Genomic DNA, 13,400 nt, shown 5'->3' on the forward strand with positions numbered 1-13,400 from the left:
GCGGGTGCCGGCCTCGCTCCGACGCCGCGCGGGCTCGTGGCACGGGAACCGGCCTCTTCGGCCGGCTGGCCGATCGGCATGTCTGGCGACCGTGACGAGGCGTCGTGGCATCACACCAGCATGGCGGCGCCGCGGTCGAGATAGGTGTCGAGGAACTGGTCGAGCCGCGGATGGCGCGGCTTGCGGAACACCTCCTGCGGAGTGCCGCGGAGGAGGATCCGGCCCCCGTCGAGAAAGGCCACCTGCTGCCCCACCGAGGCCGCGAAGCCGATCTCGTGGCTGACCACCACCATGGTCATGCCGTCGGCCGCGAGCCGCCGCATCACGTTCAGGACCTCGCCGGTCAGTTCGGGGTCGAGCGACGAGGTCGGCTCGTCGAACAGCATCAGGCGCGGCTCCAGCGCCAGGGCGCGCGCGATGGCGACGCGTTGCTGCTGGCCGCCGGACAGCTGCGACGGATAATGTCCCGCCCGCCCTTCCAGCCCCACCGTCCGGAGCTGCGCCATGGCCCGAGCCTCGGCTTCGGCCCGCTCGAGGCGCCGCACGACGCGCAACGCCGCCGCGACATTGCCGAGCGCCGTCATGTGGGGCCACAGGTTGAACTGCTGGAACACCATGCCGATGCCGGACCGCACGGCGCGGATTCGGGCAGCCGGGAGACGGCGCCGGCCCTCGGGCGTGTCGACGAAGCCCAGCGGCTCGCCGCCCACCAGCACGGTCCCGGCGCTGGCTTCCTCCAGGAAGGCCATGCAGCGCAGCAGCGTGCTTTTGCCCGACCCCGAGGGTCCCACGAGGCAGGTCACGGCGCCGGCCGGCACGTCGAGGTCGATGCCGGACAGCACCTCGTGATCGCCGAACCGCTTGACGAGGCCACGCACCGACAGCGCGGCCCCGACGGTCGCAGCCGCCGTCGTCATGGTGCCGCAACCCCGAACCGCGCCAGCCGCGCTTCCGCGAAGCGGCCGAGGACCCCGCAGCCTTCGACGAGGCCCCAGTAGAACAGCGCCAGCAGGAACAGGGCCTCGACGAAGCGGTAGCTTTCCGAGCCGATGGCGCTGATCGCCATGGTGAGCTCCGGGACCGTGATGACAGACAATACCGCGGTCTCCTTCAGCAGCAGGATCGTCATGTTGACAAGCGCGGGCAGGACCACCGCAGCCACTTCGGGGATCTCGACCCGCAGCAACGTTTGGGCGTGGGTGAAGCCGAGGCAGGCCGCCGCCTCGACATGTCCGGGCGGTACCGCCGCGAAGCCGCCGCGGATGATCTCGCTGTAATAGGCCGCGCCATAGACAGTCAGGGCGAGGAGGCCCGCCGGCACGGGGTCGAGCGACAGGCCGACATAGGGACCCCCATAGTAGAGGAGGAAGAGTTGCACCAGGAAGGGTGATCCGCGGACCATCTCGATCGAGAACTTCAACGCGAGGTCGACCGGCCGGGGTCCGAACCGACGCGCGAGGGCGATGCCGACCCCCCCCGCGACGCCGAGGATCGCGCTCGCCGCCCAGATCCACGCCGTGACGGCCGCCGCCCCCAGGACGGCGGGCAATTGAGCGACGATGAAAGACGGGTCGAGCATCACGCGCGCCCCCAGCGCGAGCGTCGCTCCAGCGCGTGGCCGAGACCGGCGATCCCCCAGTCGACCGCGATGTAGAGGGCTCCGGCCGTGGCGTAGATGGGCAGCGGGCGGTAGGTCGAGGCCGCGAGGTCCTGCGCCATCCGGGTCAGTTCGACGACCCCCACGACGGACACGAGCGACGAAGCCTTCAGGATCATGATGGCCTCGCTGACCAGCGACGGCAGGGTCAGCTTGACGGCGATCGGGACGCGGATGCGCCAGAAGAGCTGCACGGGCGTGAGACCCACCATGTCGGCGGCCTCGACGAGCCCGCGCGGTACGCCCGCGAAGCCGCCCCGCAGGGTTTCGGCTTGGTAGGCCGCGGTGCACAGCGTCAGGCCGATGGCGGCCGCCACGATGCCGGGCAGGTCGATGCCGACGGACGGGAGGAGGTTGTAGATCAGCAGCAGCTGGACCAGCAGGGGGACGCCGCGGAAGAAGCTCACGAAGGCGCGCGCCGGCATCGAAAGGGCCCGCCGGCGCGACAGCATCGCGGTCGCGACGGCGAGCCCGACGGCGAGCCCGGCCACGATCGACACGGCACTCAACGCAACCGTGTATCCGGTGGCCTCGACGAGCAGCCGGAACAGCGCGGGGTTCACGCGCGGGCCGGGCCGAAGGACGTCAAAGCTCCGGGGCCGTCACGGCGTCGGGCGTGTCGGAGGCGGCACCGAACCATTTCTTCTGCAGGGCCGCGAGGCGTCCGTCGGCCTTCATCTTGACGATCCCGGCCGACAGGGCGTCGGCCAGCGTCGCCGACTCGGGCGCCTTGGGGATGAGGTATCCGAAATAGGACTTCGGGCCGAAGGGGGGCTCAACCACCGCGAAGGTGTCGGGGCGCTGCTTCGCCACATAAGCGATATTGGTATAGGAGTTGGCCACTGCGGCGATGCGGCCCGCCGCCAGGTCCGCGTAGGCATCGGTGTTCCCGACGTACTCGCGGATCGTCACGGGCTGGCCGAGGGTCTTGGCATAATCCTGCAGTTGGGCGAGTTGGGACGACGCCTTGCCGGCCCCGACCGTCTTGCCGGAGATGTCGGCGGGCTTGGCCAGGTCGGCTTCGTTCGGCCGCTTCAGCAACGCATCGGTGGCGTCGGCTATCGGCGGCAGAAAGCGGTAGCGCTCCATGCGGGCCTTCGTGATGGTGACGGGGCCGGCCACCACGTCGAACTTGCCTGCCTGGAGGCCGGGAAGCACGCCCTCCCAGGGCAGGGCGACCCACTGGATCTTCAACCCCATGTCCTTCCCCAGGGCCTCGAACAGGTCGACGTTGAGCCCGACGTGCTGACCGGCGTCGATGAAGTCGAAGGGCGCGAAGGCGGTCTCGGTGCCGACCTTGAGCGTTCCTGTGGCCCGCACCCTGGCGAGCGCGTCGTCAGCGCGGGCGGTCCCCGAGGCGATGCCCAGGAGGGTCAGGCCGAACGCGGCCTTGAGGAACAGTCGCTTCGTCATTGCGGTCTCGCCCTTCGTTGGCTGCATTCAGGCTTAAGCTATGCAGGACGCATGCCGACGGGAGAGGCGCGGTCGCGCGAGTCTTGCATGCGGGATCGGTTCCACCGGAGAATCCCATGCCCCGCCCCGACCGCATGAAGCTCGGTACCTTTGTCTACACCTACGGCTTTCACCCGGCGAGCTGGATGCACCCGGGCAGCGATGTCGGCGCAGCGAACAGCTTTGCCCACATGCTGAACGTCGCACGCCTGTCCGAGGCGGCCAAGTTCGACTTCATGTTCATGGCGGATTCGCCCGCCGCCGCGGTCGGCGACCCGGAAGCGCTGGCCCGTCAGCCCAACAAGATGAACCGGTTCGAGCCGCTGACGCTGATCTCGGCGCTGGCCGTGGCGACGGAGCGGCTCGGCCTCGTGGCCACCGCCTCGACGAGTTATTACGAGCCCTACAACCTCGCCCGCATCTTCGCCTCGATCGACCACTTGAGCGGCGGCCGCGCCTGCTGGAACGTCGTCACCTCGGACCACGACGAGACCGGCTACAACTTCAACCGCCGCGGCCTCGATCCCCATGCGGTGCGCTACGCGCGGGCGCGCGAGTTCGTGGACGTGTGCTTCGGCCTGTGGGACAGCTTCGACGACGACGCGCTGCTGCTCGACCGGGAGCGAGGGATCTACCACGATCCCCGAAAGCTCCGCGCCCTCGACCACGTGGGCGAGCACTTCCAGGTACGCGGACCGCTCAACATCGCCAGCACCCCGCAGGGACGGCCCGTGATCGCCCAGGCGGGAGGATCGGAGGCGGGCATCGCGCTCGCGGCCGAGACCGCCGAGATCGTGTTCGGCCTCGCCTCCGACATCGGCAGGAGCCGCGTCTTCTATGCCACGCTGAAAGCCCGCATGGCCGCCTTCGGTCGCGACCCCGACGGGTTGAAGGTGATGCCCGGCGTCGTGGTCAACGTCGGCCGGACGCGGGCCGAGGCGCGCGCCAAGGTGGATTTCATGCTGGAGCGGCTGCACCCGGACGTCGGGCGGCTGATGCTGTCCGAGTTCCTGGAAGCTGACCTGCGCGGCGTCCCGCTCGACGCGCCCCTGCCGGAGGATCGCCTGCCGGCAGCCCCCAAGGGCTCGCGCGCGCTGTTCGAGGAGCTGACGGCCTTCGTGCGAAGCGGCCGTACCGTGGGCGAGCTGATCCGCCTCTACGCCGAGAAGCACACCGGCAACGGCATCACCGGCACGGCGGCGGACGTGGCCGACGTCATGGAGGAGTGGTTCGAAACGCGGGCCGCCGACGGCTTCATCCTGATGCTGCCGACGCTGCCGGCGTCGCTGCAGGACTTCACCGAGCTCGTCGTGCCGGAACTGCGCCGCCGCGGCCTGTTCCGGGACGAGTACGAGGGGATGACGCTGCGCGAGAACCTCGGGGTGCCGCGACCGCGAGGGCGGGCCGGGTGAGGATCCGCGGACGGGCGCATCGGGACCGGCCGGCCCTTACGAAGGCTGGATCACCACTCCGATGGCCTCCGCAGCCCCGTCGTGCGCGGCGATCTCCATCGTGCCCTCGAACAGGATCGCGTCGCCCGGTCCGAGCACGACGCCGCCGGCCAGAAGGCTGCCTTTCCGGCAGACCACCACAGCCGTGCCGCTTTCGGCGTCGAGCGTCGCCGGCCTGGCGACGTTCATCCGCCGCATGGAGTGGATGAACCGTCCCCGTCGCGTCATCACGTTGAGGTCCGTCACCCGGCCGCCGAGGAGGCGCCCCGTGCAGGGCGCATCGGCCGCGAAGCCGAAGGGTGGGGAGGCCGCCGTGAGGCGCACCGGCGCGTCTCCGCCGACCGCCAGTTCGAGGCCATCGCCGGTCAGCACCGCCAGCGTCCGGTCGACCTTCGGAAAATTCGAGAAAGGCCCGTCCGCCGCCACCAGCGCCATGCTGACGCGCCACTCGAAGGCGTCAAGGCCGGCACCGGGTGGGTGGACGGCGATCTCCATCGTCTCGCCACCGCCGTTCTTCCAAGGCGTGCGGCGGCCTTCCGCGGCCCGGACGATCCTCACAGGATGCCCGGCAGGTCGAGGCCCTGGGCACGCGCGCAGGCGAGCGCGTCGGGATACCCGGCATCTGCGTGACGCATCACGCCGGTGGCGGGATCGTTCCACAGCACGCGGCCGATGCGGGCCGCGGCCTCGGGCGTGCCGTCCGCGACGACGACCATGCCGGCGTGCTGCGAGAACCCCATGCCGACGCCGCCGCCGTGGTGCAGCGACACCCAGGTGGCGCCGGACGCGCAGTTGAGCAGCGCGTTGAGCAACGGCCAGTCCGACACAGCGTCCGAGCCGTCGCGCATGCCCTCGGTTTCGCGGTTGGGCGACGCGACCGAGCCGGAGTCGAGGTGGTCCCGCCCGATCACCACCGGGGCCTTCAGCTCGCCCCGCGCCACCATCTCGTTGAAGGCGAGGCCGAGCCGGTGGCGGTCGCCCAGGCCCACCCAGCAGATGCGCGCCGGCAAGCCCTGGAATCGGATTCGCGTCTGGGCCATGTCGAGCCAATGGTGGAGGTGAGCGTCGTCGGGCATCAGCTCCTTCACCTTGGCGTCCGTGCGGAAGATGTCCTCGGGGTCGCCCGACAGCGCACACCAGCGGAACGGCCCGACGCCGCGACAGAACAGCGGGCGGATGTAAGCCGGCACGAAGCCCGGGAACGCGAAGGCGTCGGCGACGCCCTCCTCCAGCGCCATCTGGCGGATGTTGTTGCCGTAATCGACGGTCGGCACGCCTTCGCGATGGAAATCCAGCATGGCGCGGACGTGGGTTGCCATGGAGCTCTTGGCGGCGGCCGTGACGCCCGCGGGATCGCGGGCGCGCCGGTCCTCCCACTCGGCCAGCGTCCAGCCCTGCGGCAGGTAGCCATTGACGGGGTCGTGCGCTGAAGTCTGGTCGGTGACGCAGTCGGGGCGGACCCCGCGCCGGTGAATGTCCGGGAACACGTCGGCGGCGTTGCCGAGCAGCGCGATCGATACCGGTTTCCGGTCCGCCTTGGCGCGATCCAGCATGGCCAGCGCCTCGTCGAGGCTGTCCGCCTGGACGTCCACGTATCCGGTGCGCAGCCGGGCCTCGATGCTGCTCGGCCGGCATTCCACCGCGAGGCAAGACGCGCCCGCCATGGTGGCGGCGAGCGTCTGGGCACCGCCCATGCCGCCGAGGCCCGCGGTGAGGATCCAGCGGCCGGCGAGCGAGCCGCCGTAGTGGCGCCGGCCCATCTCGACGAAGGTCTCGTAGGTGCCCTGAACGATGCCCTGGCTGCCGATGTAGATCCAGGAGCCGGCCGTCATCTGGCCGTACATCATCAGCCCGCGGCGGTCGAGCTCGTTGAAATGCTCCCAGGTGGCCCAGCGCGGCACGAGGTTGGAGTTGGCGATCAGCACGCGCGGCGCATCGGCGTGGGTGCGGAACACGCCGACAGGCTTGCCCGACTGCACCAAGAGCGTCTCGTCGCCGTCGAGCCGCTTCAGCGCGTGGACCATGCGGTCGAAGCTGTCCCAGTCGCGCGCCGCCCGGCCGATGCCGCCATAGACCACGAGCTCGCTCGGGCTTTCGGCCACTTCGGCGTCGAGGTTGTTCATCAGCATGCGCATGGGCGCCTCGGTCAGCCAGGAGCGGGCCGAGATTTCCGATCCGCGGGGGCTGCGGATGCTGCGGGAGTTGTCGAGGCGGGACATGGCACGTTCCTAACCGGCGCGGGCGAAGGCGAGGCAGTGGGACAGGATGCGAACGAGCGCGTCACGGGTCGGGGCCGCGACCTCCGGATCGTATGGCACCGGCCAATCGGCGCCGGACACCGGCCCCTCGGGCTCGCCCATGTAGCCCCTGCAGGCGAGTTCCATCTGGATCGCGTGGACGCCATCGGCCGGCCGGCCGAGGCGCCGCGTGATGAAGCCGCCGCGGAAACGGCCGTCGACCACGAAGCTCCGCCCGGTGGCGCGGCAGGCTTCCGCGACGCCGGTCGACAGCGCGGGGTCGCAACTCGCGCCGCCGTTCGTGCCGATGTTGAAGACCGGCAACCGGCCCTCGAACAGGCGGGGCACGACGGAGCGGATCGAATGGCAGTCGTAGACGACGACGCGGCCATGCCGCGCCTTCAGCCGCGCTGTTTCGGCGTCGAGCGCCGCGTGATAGGGGTCGAACCAGACGGCGCGGCGCTCCGCGATATCGGCGGCGTCCGGGGCTTGGCCGTCGCGGTACAGCGGCTCGCCGTCGAAGGTGGTGGTCGGGCACAGCTCCGTCGTGGCTTGGCCGGGGTAGAGCGACACGCCTGCGGGATCGCGGTTCACGTCGATCGCGGTCCGGGACACCGCGGTGCGAACGGTCGTGGCGCCGAGGTCGGCGGCGAATGCGTAGAGGCGGTCCACCCACCAGTCGGCATCCTTCCGCGCCCGCCAAGGCGAGACGAGCCGGGGCAGGAGCCGGGGCGGAAGGTCCGTCCCGGTGTGGGGAAGGCTGACGATCAGGGGCGCGTCGCCGCGGCGGACCGTGAGCCAGTCGGGGCAGGTCATGCAGGCTGATCCACGGTGGGGAGGGCGAGGCCGACGGCCACCGCGAGCGCGCCCGACGTCACCAGCGCGGTCGCCTCCACCATGTCGGGGGCGAAATGGCGGTCCTCGGCGAGGGCGGGGACACGGGCGCGCAGGAGGGCGCGGGCGCGTTCGAGCGGGGCGCTCGAGGCCAGCGGCGCGTGGAACTCGCAGCCCTGGGCCGCGGCCAGCAGCTCGATGCCCACCACGTCGGCGGCGTTGCTGGCCATGTCGAGCAGGCGCCGTGCGCCGTGCGTCGCCATGGACACGTGATCCTCCTGGTTGGCCGAGGTCGGGATGGAATCGACGCTGGCCGGATGGGCCCGCCCCTTGTTCTCCGCCACCAGCGCGGCGGCCGTCACCTGCGGGATCATGAAACCAGAGTTCAGCCCCGGCCGCGGCGTCAGGAACGCCGGCAGGCCCGACAACGCCGGGTCGACCAGCATGGCGACCCGGCGCTCCGCGATCGAGCCGATCTCGCAGATCGCCAGCGCGATGATGTCGGCCGCGAAGGCGACCGGCTCGGCGTGGAAGTTGCCGCCCGAGATCACCTCTCCCGCGTCGACGAACACCAACGGGTTGTCAGACACGCCGTTGGCCTCGACGTCGAGCGTCGCGGCGGCCTGGCGGAGGATGTCCAGGCAGGCCCCCATCACCTGAGGCTGGCAGCGCAGGCAATACGGGTCCTGGACACGGGGATCGTCGATCCGGTGCGAGTCCCGGATCGGCGAGCCCGCCATCAGGCCGCGCAGCGTTGCCGCCACCTCGTCTTGGCCGCGATGCCGACGCAGGGCGTGGATGCGGGGGTCGAAGGGGCCGTCCGAGCCCCGGGCGGCGTCGGTCGACAGCGCGCCGGTGACCAGTGCCGCCCGGAACACCCGCTCGGCCTCGAACAGCCCGGCCAGCGCCAGGGCGGTCGACACCTGCGTGCCGTTCAGCAGCGCCAGCCCCTCCTTGGGGCCGAGCACGACGGGGGCGAGCCCGGCTTCGGCCAGCGCGGCGCCGGCCTCCACGGTGCGGCCCTGCACCGTGAAGGCGCCGACGCCCATCAGGGCCGCCGTCATGTGGGCCAAGGGTGCCAAGTCCCCTGAAGCGCCGACCGAGCCCTTGCCCGGGATCACCGGCACGAGGCCGCGCCCGAGGCAGGCGTCGAGCAGGGCCAGCGTGTCCCAGCGCAGGCCCGATGCGCCCTGGCCGAGGCTCGCCACCTTCAGCGCCAGAACGAGCCGCACGACCGGAACCGGCAGCGGCGCCCCGACGCCCGCCGCATGCGACAGGACGATGTTGCGCTGGAGCGCGGCGAGGTCACCCGCCGCGATCCTCACGGAGCTCAACTTGCCGAAGCCGGTGTTGACCCCGTAGACGGGCTCGCCCCGTGCCACGATGGCGTCCACGACCCCGGCGGCGCGCTCGACGGCGGGGCGGCAGGCAGGGTCGAGGGTGGCGGCTCGGCCGAAATAGATGTCGCGCCACGCCGACAGCGGCACGGCGCCGGGTGCCAGGAGCAGGGGCGCGCTCATGCGGGGATCCCGTGCCGGATCCGGCGGTGCAGCGGGGCCGATCCCATCCGGCACACGAGCTCGGCCGGCCGCTCGACGTCCCAGACCGCGAGGTCGGCCCATTTGCCAGCTTCCAGAGTGCCGGTCTCGTGCAGGAGGCCGAGCGCCCGGGCGGCCTCGCGGGTGATGCCGGCGAGGCATTCGGCGACCGTCAGGCGGAACAGGGTCGCCGCCATGTTGGCGGCCATCAGGAGCGAGGTCATGGGCGAAGTGCCGGGGTTATAGTCGGTCGCCACCGCCATGCGGGTGCCGTGACGGCGAAAGGCTTCGACGGGCGGGCGATGCGTTTCGCGCAGGAAATAGCAGGCGCCGGGCAGCATCACCGCGACCGTGCCGGCGCGCGCCAGGGCGGCAGCGCCCGCGTCCGAGCAATGTTCGAGGTGGTCGGCCGACAGCGCCCCGTAGCCCGCCGCCAGCGCCGCACCGCCGAGGTCCGAGAGTTGGTCGGCGTGGAGCTTCACCGGCAGGCCGAGCCCCCTGGCGGCGTCGAACACGCGGGCGATCTGGCCCGGCGAGAAGGCGATGCCTTCGCAGAAGCCATCGACGGCGTCGACGAGCCCTTCCGACGCCAGGGCCGGCAGCATCGCGTCGGCCACGAGGCGGCTGTACGCGTCCTTGTCGCCGCGCGCTTCCGGCGGCAGCGCGTGCGCGCCGAGAAAGCTCGTGCGGATGCCGACGTTCCGGACCTTCCCGAGATGCCGTGCGGCGCGAAGCATGCGGGCCTCGGTGGCAAGGTCGAGCCCGTAGCCTGACTTCACCTCGACGGTGGTGACGCCCTCGGCGATGAGTCGGTCGAGCCGGGTCAGGGCACTGCGCAGAAGTTCTTCGTCGGTGGCAGCCCGCGTCGCTTTCACGGAGGACAGGATGCCGCCGCCCGCGCGGGCGATGTCCTCGTAGGCGACGCCCTCGAGGCGCATCTCGAACTCGTTCGAACGCTCACCGCCGTGGACCAGATGGGTGTGGCAATCGATCAGACCCGGCGTGACCAGCCGTCCCGCGCAGTCCACCGGCTCGGCGGCCGCCGCAGCCTCGGCCGGAAGATCGCGGGCCGGTCCCGCGAAGGCGATCCGGCCGTCGCGGACCAACACGGCGCCATCCGCCACGAGGCCGAGTCCGCCATCGTTCTCGGCCAGTGTCGCCAGCCGGGCGCGGCGGTAAAGGGTTGTGGAGGCCATGGCGCGATCTCCTCCGCGCCGCGGTCCGGCGACGGGTTCACGCTTGTATGAAGCTGTATAGACAAGCTACCGTCAAGCAGTCGCGGGCGCGGTCCGCTACGTTTCCGGCAGCGTGTCATGGGCCTCCTCCACTTCGAGCTTCTCCTGACGCCGTCTGGCTGGCGGCGCGACGTCAGCTTGACGATCGAAGGCGGACGCATCGCCGCGCTCCTGCCCGGTCGGGCATCGGGCGCGGAGTCCCACCGCATCGGCCTGCCGGGCCTGCCGAACCTCCATTCCCATGCGTTCCAGCGCGGCATGTCTGGCTTCAGCGAGATCCGCGGACCCGGCGCCGACAGCTTCTGGAGCTGGCGGGACACGATGTACCGCTTCGCCCTGGCCATGACGCCCGATGACGTCGAGGCCATCGCGGCACAGGCCTACGTTGAAATGCTGGAGACGGGGTTCACCCGCGTCGGGGAGTTCCATTACCTGCACCACGGCGTCGACGGGCGGCCCTACGCCGACCGCGCCGAGATGGCGGCCCGCATCGCCGCGGCCGCGGCCGCGACGGGGATCGGGCTGACGCTGCTGCCTGTCTTCTACGCCCGTTCGGGATTCGACGGTGCGCCGGCCAGGCCCGAGCAGCGACGGTTCGCATCCTCCCTCGACCTTTATGCCGACCTCGTCGCGGGCAGCGCCCGCATCGTCGAGGAGCTCGACGGCGCGACCTTCGGCGTCGCCCCCCACAGCCTGAGGGCGGTCTCGCCCGACGAGCTCCGCGCCGTCGCCGGAATGGCGGGTGGCCGACCTGTGCACATCCACGTCGCCGAGCAGGTGCGCGAGGTCGAGGAGAGCGTCGCCCGGCGCAGCGCGCGGCCGGTCGAGTGGTTGCTCGGCCACGCCGCCGTCGACGCGCGCTGGTGCCTCGTCCACGCCACCCACATGACGGTGGCCGAGACCGACGCCGTCGCGAGGAGCGGCGCCGTGGCGGGCCTGTGCCCCATCACGGAGGCGAACCTCGGCGACGGCATCTTCGACGCACCCCGCTTCCTGGCGGCCGGAGGGCGCTTCGGCGTCGGCACGGACTCCAACGTGTCGATCGATGCCGCGGGAGAGGTTCGTCAGCTCGAATATTCTCAACGCTTGGCGCTCCGCGCCCGCAACGTGCTGGCCGCGCCCGGCGGCTCGACCGGGGCCGCGCTCCATGCCGGCGCGCTCGCGGGCGGCAGCGCCGCGCTGGGCGAGGCCGTTTTCGGCGTGGAGGTCGGCGCGCCGGCCGACCTCGTGTCGCTCGATGCCGACCATCCGGCGGTCATCGGGCACGGGCCCGAAACCCTGCTCGACACGTGGGTGTTCGGCCCCAGCGTTGGGCTCGTCGACTGCGTGTGGACGCGCGGGGCGAAGCGCGTGGACGGCGGCCGGCATGTATCGCGCGGACCGCTGCGGGCCCGCTTCGCCGCCGCGATGGCGCGGCTCAGCGCGTGAACACCCACCAGGGCGCGCTGGCGGGAGCGAGGGACGTGCTTCCCGGTGCGGCTATCCCGCTCTACGCGCGCGTGAAGGCGTTGATCCTGCGCAACATCGGCGACGGCACCTGGCCGCGCGACCGGCGGCTCCCTTCCGAGCACGACCTCGTGGCGCTGACGGGAGCATCGCGCATGACGGTGCATCGCGCCCTGCGCGAGCTGACCCACGCCGGCGTTCTGCACCGCGTGCAGGGTGTCGGCACTTTCGTGGCGGCGCCCATGGCCCGATCGGGACTGATCGAGATCGAGGACATCGCGCAGGAAATCCGGCGCCGCGGTGCCGTCCACGGGTCCCGGGTGCTCCTGCTCGACCGCGTCGAGGCGCCGGGCGAGGTGATGTCCGCCTTCGGGGAACCGGGGTGCCGGCGGCCCTTCCATTCCGTCCTGGTGCACAGCGAGGACGGCACCCCGGTGCAGCACGAGGAGCGCTACGTTGATCCCGAACTCGCGCCGGACTACGGCCGGCAGGACTTTTCTGCCCGAACGCCCTTCGATTACCTGATCGAGGCCGTGCCGCTGACGGAATTCGAGCACGTCATCTCGGCCGTCGCGGCTTCCCCGGCCATCGCGGCGGCGCTCGACCTGCCCCAGGGGGCGCCCTGCCTCAGGCTGGATCGGCGCACCTGGAGTGGAGCGCGGATCGCGACCGTGAACCGCCTCACCTACGCGGGGGAGCGGTGCCGCCTCGCGACGCGGCGGGTGGTCTCGACGTCCTGAGCCGCGCCGTCCCGGCTGGCGGGGTGGAGCGCGATATCGTGCGGCACGAACAAGAACCGTCGCGCCACGTCGCCGTCGCCGTCGCAGATGAGCCCGCGTTTGGTCGCGACCAGCCGGTCCCGCACGGCCCGGTACAATCGCGGCAGCGCGTATCAGGGCACGAGCGGGCACTCGTGGTGGGGCGCGTGGAGGTTGCTGTGGAGGAACAGGAAGCCCAGCATGGGGGCGTTCTCCACGATCGCGGTGCGTTCGCCCACGCCCTCGGCGGCGCGGTGCTCGGCCACGTCGCTTCGCGACGACACCGTGTCGCTGTTCCGGCGGCGGCTCGACGCCGTGATGGCGCGCACCGCCGCGAGCCCCGCCGCCTTCGCGCGCTTGGCCGACCTCGGTCGCTCAACCCTGTCGCAACCGACGGGGGCGGAAACACGCGCCTGCCCCGCGCCGAAACGCTGGTGGCCATCGCCCGGGCCGCGCAGGTGTCGGTCGATTGGCTCCTGGGCCTGAGCGAGCGCGAGGAGGTCGGCGCCGAGATCTTCGACGCGATGCTGCAGATCGCGCCCTCCGACCCTCTGCCCGCCGACGACCCGGTTCATGGCGTGGCTGAACGAGGCGGGGGGCTACCGCATCCGCACAGTGCCGCTGCCCGATTTCATGAAGACCGAGGCCGCGCCGCGCCTCCACGGCGCGGCCATCGGGGCCGGCGCCGGGTGAGGCCGCACAGCGAGCGCCACGCCGCTGCGCGCCGCGGCGAAGCCGAACAGCTCCGCCCAGGTCGCGGCGGCACCGGGCGTCGCCGCATACATGTGGGCG

Annotated in this window: 13 protein-coding genes; 3 read left to right on the forward strand and 10 right to left on the reverse strand. The window is 71.7% G+C overall.

The features are described from left to right. Positions 1-110 precede the first annotated feature (110 nt). The 4 genes from D3273_RS18765 to D3273_RS18780 are packed head-to-tail and all read right to left on the reverse strand — an operon-like array spanning position 111 to position 3,070. Complete coding sequence (locus D3273_RS18765) at positions 111-917, reverse strand: amino acid ABC transporter ATP-binding protein (protein ID WP_129228428.1); 807 nt, start codon at positions 915-917, stop codon at positions 111-113. After that, the gene (locus D3273_RS18770) at positions 914-1,582 is read right to left on the reverse strand and encodes an amino acid ABC transporter permease (RefSeq protein WP_129228429.1); all 669 of its coding nucleotides are present in this window, start codon (positions 1,580-1,582) and stop codon (positions 914-916) included. The genes D3273_RS18765 and D3273_RS18770 overlap by 4 nt, the downstream gene beginning before the upstream one ends. After that, entirely contained in the window at positions 1,579-2,220 is a 642-nt protein-coding gene (locus D3273_RS18775; RefSeq protein WP_129228430.1) for an amino acid ABC transporter permease, read from the reverse strand. Before D3273_RS18775 ends, D3273_RS18770 begins: the two co-directional genes overlap by 4 nt. A gap of 22 nt (positions 2,221-2,242) precedes the next feature. Beyond that, entirely contained in the window at positions 2,243-3,070 is an 828-nt protein-coding gene (locus tag D3273_RS18780) for a transporter substrate-binding domain-containing protein (protein ID WP_129228431.1), read from the reverse strand. 116 nt (positions 3,071-3,186) lie between these two features. On the opposite strand from D3273_RS18780, the gene D3273_RS18785 reads away from it, so the two are divergent. Continuing rightward, on the forward strand, positions 3,187-4,521 hold the full coding sequence (locus D3273_RS18785; protein ID WP_129228432.1) for an LLM class flavin-dependent oxidoreductase: 1,335 nt from the start codon (positions 3,187-3,189) through the stop codon (positions 4,519-4,521). A 36-nt stretch (positions 4,522-4,557) separates the two neighbouring features. Here D3273_RS18785 and D3273_RS18790 read toward each other — a convergent pair whose 3' ends face one another. The 5 genes from D3273_RS18790 to hutI are packed head-to-tail and all read right to left on the reverse strand — an operon-like array spanning position 4,558 to position 10,365. Beyond that, complete coding sequence (locus D3273_RS18790) at positions 4,558-5,118, reverse strand: HutD/Ves family protein (protein ID WP_129228433.1); 561 nt, start codon at positions 5,116-5,118, stop codon at positions 4,558-4,560. Beyond that, positions 5,115-6,779 carry a urocanate hydratase gene (gene hutU / locus D3273_RS18795; RefSeq protein ID WP_129228434.1) on the reverse strand — a complete coding sequence of 555 codons (1,665 nt, stop codon included), beginning with the start codon at positions 6,777-6,779 and terminating at the stop codon, positions 5,115-5,117. The genes D3273_RS18790 and hutU overlap by 4 nt, the downstream gene beginning before the upstream one ends. Before the next feature lie 9 nt (positions 6,780-6,788). Continuing rightward, positions 6,789-7,613, reverse strand: a complete 825-nt coding sequence (hutG, locus tag D3273_RS18800; RefSeq protein ID WP_129228435.1) for an N-formylglutamate deformylase — start codon at positions 7,611-7,613, stop codon at positions 6,789-6,791. Continuing rightward, a complete protein-coding gene (gene hutH, locus D3273_RS18805) occupies positions 7,610-9,151 on the reverse strand; it encodes a histidine ammonia-lyase (RefSeq protein ID WP_129228436.1) in 1,542 nt (513 codons plus the stop codon). The genes hutG and hutH overlap by 4 nt, the downstream gene beginning before the upstream one ends. Beyond that, complete coding sequence (hutI, locus tag D3273_RS18810) at positions 9,148-10,365, reverse strand: imidazolonepropionase (protein WP_129228437.1); 1,218 nt, start codon at positions 10,363-10,365, stop codon at positions 9,148-9,150. The genes hutH and hutI overlap by 4 nt, the downstream gene beginning before the upstream one ends. Positions 10,366-10,482: 117 nt before the next feature. Here hutI and D3273_RS18815 point away from each other — a divergent pair, with 117 nt between their 5' ends. Together D3273_RS18815 and hutC are read left to right on the forward strand one after the other, a co-directional pair. Beyond that, a complete protein-coding gene (locus D3273_RS18815) occupies positions 10,483-11,832 on the forward strand; it encodes a formimidoylglutamate deiminase (RefSeq protein ID WP_129228438.1) in 1,350 nt (449 codons plus the stop codon). Then, positions 11,829-12,590, forward strand: a complete 762-nt coding sequence (gene hutC / locus D3273_RS18820) for a histidine utilization transcriptional repressor HutC (RefSeq protein WP_245501270.1) — start codon at positions 11,829-11,831, stop codon at positions 12,588-12,590. Before D3273_RS18815 ends, hutC begins: the two co-directional genes overlap by 4 nt. A gap of 152 nt (positions 12,591-12,742) precedes the next feature. Here hutC and D3273_RS18825 read toward each other — a convergent pair whose 3' ends face one another. Beyond that, on the reverse strand, positions 12,743-13,183 hold the full coding sequence (locus tag D3273_RS18825; RefSeq protein ID WP_129228439.1) for a hypothetical protein: 441 nt from the start codon (positions 13,181-13,183) through the stop codon (positions 12,743-12,745). Positions 13,184-13,400: the final 217 nt, after the last annotated feature.

Source organism: Lichenibacterium minor, from assembly GCF_004137685.1.
GTDB lineage: Bacteria > Pseudomonadota > Alphaproteobacteria > Rhizobiales > Beijerinckiaceae > Lichenihabitans > Lichenihabitans minor.

Excerpts from the sequence above, each read along its gene's own strand:
- D3273_RS18780 (WP_129228431.1), bottom strand. The coding sequence starts at position 3,070 with ATGACGAAGCGACTGTTCCTCAAGGCCGCGTTCGGCCTGACCCTCCTG.
- D3273_RS18785 (WP_129228432.1), top strand. The coding sequence starts at position 3,187 with ATGCCCCGCCCCGACCGCATGAAGCTCGGTACCTTTGTCTACACCTAC.
- hutH (WP_129228436.1), bottom strand. The coding sequence starts at position 9,151 with ATGAGCGCGCCCCTGCTCCTGGCACCCGGCGCCGTGCCGCTGTCGGCG.
- hutU (WP_129228434.1), bottom strand. The coding sequence starts at position 6,779 with ATGTCCCGCCTCGACAACTCCCGCAGCATCCGCAGCCCCCGCGGATCG.
- D3273_RS18815 (WP_129228438.1), top strand. The coding sequence starts at position 10,483 with ATGGGCCTCCTCCACTTCGAGCTTCTCCTGACGCCGTCTGGCTGGCGG.
- D3273_RS18825 (WP_129228439.1), bottom strand. The coding sequence starts at position 13,183 with ATGAACCGGGTCGTCGGCGGGCAGAGGGTCGGAGGGCGCGATCTGCAG.
- hutG (WP_129228435.1), bottom strand. The coding sequence starts at position 7,613 with ATGACCTGCCCCGACTGGCTCACGGTCCGCCGCGGCGACGCGCCCCTG.
- hutI (WP_129228437.1), bottom strand. The coding sequence starts at position 10,365 with ATGGCCTCCACAACCCTTTACCGCCGCGCCCGGCTGGCGACACTGGCC.
- D3273_RS18765 (WP_129228428.1), bottom strand. The coding sequence starts at position 917 with ATGACGACGGCGGCTGCGACCGTCGGGGCCGCGCTGTCGGTGCGTGGC.